We start from the raw sequence: 4,690 nt of genomic DNA, 5'->3' as shown, positions 1-4,690 counted from the left end.
GTGCTGATCCGCTTGCCGATGCCGCTGACCACCCACGCGCAGCGCGTGCGCGAGCTCATCCTGGACGCCTGCCGCGCGCACGAGAGCGTGCTCGAAACGCCGGCGCCTTCGCTCACGCTCGAAGGCATCGAGGGCGGGCTGCTGATCTTCCAGGCCATTGCCTATGTGCCGAGCCCGCGGCTGGCAGGCAGCGTGCGCAGCGACCTGCTGTTCACCATCCTGGAGCGCCTGGATGCGGAGCAGCTGCCGCTGGTGCCGTATGCGGCGCCGCCTGCGCCCGCGCCAGTGCCTGCGTCCGCACCCGCGCCGGATGCCGCGGACGGCGCCGGCCCGGCCGCCACCCCCGCCGCCTAGGCGCCGCACCGATCGTCCAAGCAGCGGGCGAATGCCCGCGCTGATCGATCAATTGTCCGGAGGCTCCCAAACCAACAATCAGCCATGAGCAGGCGTGCTGTCGCCAACGCTCGCCCGGAGCATCAATGGCTGAAGAAAGCGACCTCGAAAAAACCGAACCCGCCTCACCGCAGCGCCTCGAAAAGGCCCGCGAGCAAGGGGACGTGGCGCGGTCGCGCGAATTGGCGACCTTCGTGCTGCTGGGCACCGCCGTGGCCGGCCTGTGGCTCACGGCGGATTCGCTCGGCGCCACCCTGCGCGGCGCGCTGGCCCAGGGCCTGCACTTCGACCGCGCCGCGGCGTTCGACCCTTCCCACATGCTGGCGCGCGCCGGTCTCATGGGCCAGCAGGCGCTGCTCGCGCTCGTGCCGCTGTTCGGCATGATGCTGGTGGCGGCCGTGGCGGCGCCGCTGATGCTCGGCGGCTGGCTGCTCTCGGCCAAGGCCCTGGCGCCCAAGTTCAGCAAGCTCGATCCGGTGGCCGGCGTGGGCCGCATGTTTTCGGCGCAGGCGCTGTCGGAGCTGTTCAAGGCGCTCGCCAAGTCGCTGCTGATCGGCGGCGTGGCCTGGCTGGTGATCATGGGCAACGTGGACGAAGTCTCCGCGCTCATGGCGCAATCGGAGCGCGCCGCGCTGCCGCAGATGATCGTGCTGGTGGCGCACAACTGCGCGCTGATTGCCTCCGCGCTGTTCCTGGTGGCGCTGGTCGACGTTCCCTACCAGCTGTGGAGCTACCACCGCAAGCTGCGCATGTCGCGCGAAGACCTGCGCCAGGAACACAAGGAGAGCGAGGGCGATCCGCACATCAAGGCGCAGATCCGCCGCCAGCAGCAGCAGATGGCGCGCCGGCGGATGATGTCCGAGGTGCCGAAGGCCGACATCGTGGTGACCAACCCCACGCACTTTGCGGTGGCGCTCAAGTATGTGGACCACGACATGCGCGCGCCGCGCGTGGTGGCCAAGGGCAGCGACCTGATGGCCGCGCGCATCCGCGAGATCGCGCGCGAGAACAACGTGGCGATCCTGGAGGCGCCGCCGCTCACGCGTGCGCTCTTCAAGCACACCCGGCTCGGCGACGAGATCCCGGCCGGCCTCTACACCGCGGTGGCCGAGGTGCTGGCCTGGGTCTACCAGCTCAAGCGCTGGCAAAGCGAAGGCGGCGAAGCGCCGCGCACGCCGGCCGACCTGCCGATCCCCGAATCGCTCGAATACTCACCGAAGGCCGCCGCATGAACGCCATGGCCACCTTCACGCGCCTGCAGTCGCAACTGTTCTCCGGCAGCCAGTGGAAGGGCCTTGCCGGCCCCATCCTGATCGTGCTGATCCTGAGCATGATGGTGCTGCCGCTGCCGCCCTTCCTGCTCGACCTGCTGTTCACCTTCAACATCGCGATGTCGGTGATGGTGCTGCTGGTGAGCATGTACACCATGAAGGCGCTGGACTTCGCGGCCTTTCCGGCCGTGCTGCTTTTCTCCACGCTGCTGCGCCTGTCGCTCAACGTGGCCTCCACGCGCGTGGTGCTGATGCACGGCCACACCGGGCCGGACGCGGCGGGCAAGGTGATCGAGGCCTTCGGCCACTTCCTGGTGGGCGGCAACTTTGCCGTGGGCGTGATGGTGTTCATCATCCTGGTGCTGATCAACTTCATGGTGATCACCAAGGGCGCGGGACGCATCGCCGAGGTCGGCGCGCGCTTCATGCTCGATGCGATGCCGGGCAAGCAGATGGCGATCGACGCCGACCTGAACGCCGGCCTGATCGGCGAAGAGGTGGCGCGCAAGCGCCGCCAGGAAGTCGCGCAGGAAGCCGACTTCTACGGCTCGATGGACGGCGCCAGCAAGTTCGTGCGCGGCGACGCGATTGCCGGCCTGCTGATCATGGTGATCAACATCATCGGCGGCCTGGTGGTCGGCATGCTGCAGCACGGGCTGGACTTCGGCACCGCGGGCACGACCTACACGCTGCTGGCCATCGGCGACGGCCTGGTGGCGCAGATTCCGGCGCTGGTGATCTCGACCGCCGCGGGCGTGATCGTCTCGCGCGTCACCACCGACGAAGACGTGGGCCGGCAGCTGACCGGCCAGCTGTTCTCCAACCCGCAGGTGCTCTTTCTGACGGCCGGCCTGATCGGGCTGATGGGGATGATCCCCGGCATGCCGAACCTGGCCTTCCTGCTGATTGCGGRCAGCCTCGCGTGGCTCGGCCGGCGCATGCTCAAGCGCGCACCGCAGGCCGCGGCCGAACAGGCCGCCGCAGCCCAGGCCGCGGCCATGCCGTCGGCCGAGGCGCCCGAGGCGACCTGGGACGACGTGGCGCTGGTCGACCCGCTCGGCATGGAGGTCGGCTACCGGCTGATCCCGCTGGTGGACCAGACGCAGAACGGCGAGCTGCTGGGCCGCATCAAGAGCATCCGCAAGAAGGTGGCCCAGGAGATCGGTTTCCTGGCGCCGGTGGTGCACATCCGCGACAACCTGGAGATCCCGCCCAACACCTACGTGATCAGCCTGAAGGGCGTGGAAATCGGCCGCGGCGAGGCTTTCCCCAACCAGTGGATGGCCATCAACCCCGGCCAGGTGAGCGGCACCCTGCCCGGCACGCCGACGCAGGACCCGGCCTTCCACCTGCCCGCGGTGTGGATCGACGCCAGCCTGCGCCAGGAAGCGCAGGTGCTCGGCTACACGGTGGTCGATGCCTGCACGGTGATGGCCACGCACCTGAACCACCTGATCCAGACCCATGCGGCCGAGCTGCTGGGCCGCCAGGAAGTGCAGCAGCTGCTCGACCAGATCGGCAAGACCGCGCCCAAGCTCACCGAGGATCTGGTACCCAAGGTCATCTCGCTGAGCACGCTGCACAAGGTGCTGCAGAACCTGCTCGACGAAGAGGTGCCGATCCGCGACATGCGCACCATCCTCGACGTGATGGCCGAGCATGCGCCCACCGTCAAGGACGCGGCCGAGCTCACCTCGCTCACGCGCCTGGCGCTCGGCCGCGCGATCACGCAGCAGCTGTTCCCGGGCGATTCCGAGCTGCAGGTGATCGGCCTGGACGGCGCGCTCGACGGCGTGCTGCAGCAGGCGCTCACCAACAACAACGGCATCGAGCCGGGGCTTGCCAACAGCCTGATGCAGCAGACCCGCGCCGCCATCGCGCGCCAGGAACAGCTGGGCCTGGCGCCGGTGCTGGTCGTCCAGCATTCGCTGCGCGTGCTGCTCTCGCGCTTCCTGCGCCGCAGCTTCCGCCAGCTCAAGGTTCTCTCGCATGCAGAGATTCCTGACACCCGCAACATCAAGATCACCGCCACCATCGGAGGAAGAGTTTGAACATCCCGACAGACGTCCGCACCAGCGCGCGCAAGTTCGTCGCGCCCACCAGCCGGGAAGCACTGCGCCTGGCGCGCCAGGCGCTCGGCGACGAAGCCATCGTGTTGACCAACCGCGTGACCGCCGAAGGCGTGGAGATCGTGGCCATGGTGCAGGAAGACGTGGAAGGCGTGCGTGCGAGCGCCGCTGCCGCGCCGCCGGCACCCCAGCCATTGCCGGCAGCCCTGGCGGCTCCTGCGCCCGCCATTGCATCCATCGCAGCACCCATCGCCGCACCTGCCGCTGTCCCCGCGCCCCTAGCCGCGGACAGCGTGCTCGGCGAACTCCATTCGATGCGCTGCATGATCGAGGAGCAACTGGCCGGCGTGGCCTGGAACGAGAAGCAGCGGCGCGACCCGATGCGCGGGCGCCTGCTGCGCACGCTGCTGGGCGCCGGCTTCAGCGCCCGCCTCTCCAAGGCCATGCTGGAGCACCTGCCCACGGGCCAGAGCTATGCGCAGGGCATGGCCTTCGTGCGCTCCGAATTGATCCGCACGCTGCCGGTGCACGAGGACGAGGACGCGCTGCTGGCGCAGGGCGGCGTCTATGCGCTGATGGGCCCCACCGGCGTCGGCAAGACCACCACCACGGCCAAGCTCGCGGCGCGCTGCGTGATGCGCTTCGGCGCCGACAAGCTCGCGCTCGTCACTACCGACAGCTACCGCATCGGCGCCTACGAGCAGCTGCGCATCTACGGCCAGATCCTCAACGTGCCGGTCTACGCCGTGAAGGACGCGGCCGACCTGCACCTGGTGCTGCAGGACCTGCAGGGCAAGCACATGGTGCTGATCGACACCGTCGGCATGAGCCAGCGCGACCGCGCCGTGTCCGACCAGATCGCCATGCTCTGCAACAGCCAGCGGCCCGTGAAGCGGCTGCTGCTGCTCAATGCCACGAGCCACGGCGACACGCTCAACGAGGTGGTGCATGCCTGCC

At 68.9% G+C, this 4,690-nt stretch carries 3 protein-coding genes and 1 pseudogene; all 4 read left to right on the top strand.

Annotated features, from left to right (window positions below):
- Positions 1–354 (top strand): annotated as a pseudogene (locus tag AC1DOC_RS19890) (DUF3772 domain-containing protein); the annotation flags it as partial.
- A 125-nt stretch (positions 355–479) separates the two neighbouring features.
- Positions 480–1,625 (top strand): flagellar biosynthesis protein FlhB, encoded by a 1,146-nt coding sequence (flhB, locus tag AC1DOC_RS19885; RefSeq protein ID WP_436289408.1) that lies wholly within the window; start codon positions 480–482, stop codon positions 1,623–1,625.
- Entirely contained in the window at positions 1,622–3,715 is a 2,094-nt protein-coding gene (gene flhA / locus AC1DOC_RS19880; protein WP_478130345.1) for a flagellar biosynthesis protein FlhA, read from the top strand. Before flhB ends, flhA begins: the two co-directional genes overlap by 4 nt.
- Positions 3,712–4,690: flagellar biosynthesis protein FlhF (flhF, locus tag AC1DOC_RS19875; protein ID WP_478130344.1), on the top strand; the 979-nt coding region annotated here is incomplete at its 3' end. The genes flhA and flhF, both read left to right, overlap by 4 nt.

The sequence above is a fragment of the Variovorax sp. 01T439_2 genome (assembly GCF_056398445.1).
The sequence above is the reverse complement of the archived record's forward strand: the minus strand, read 5'-3'. Positions and strand labels throughout refer to the sequence as shown.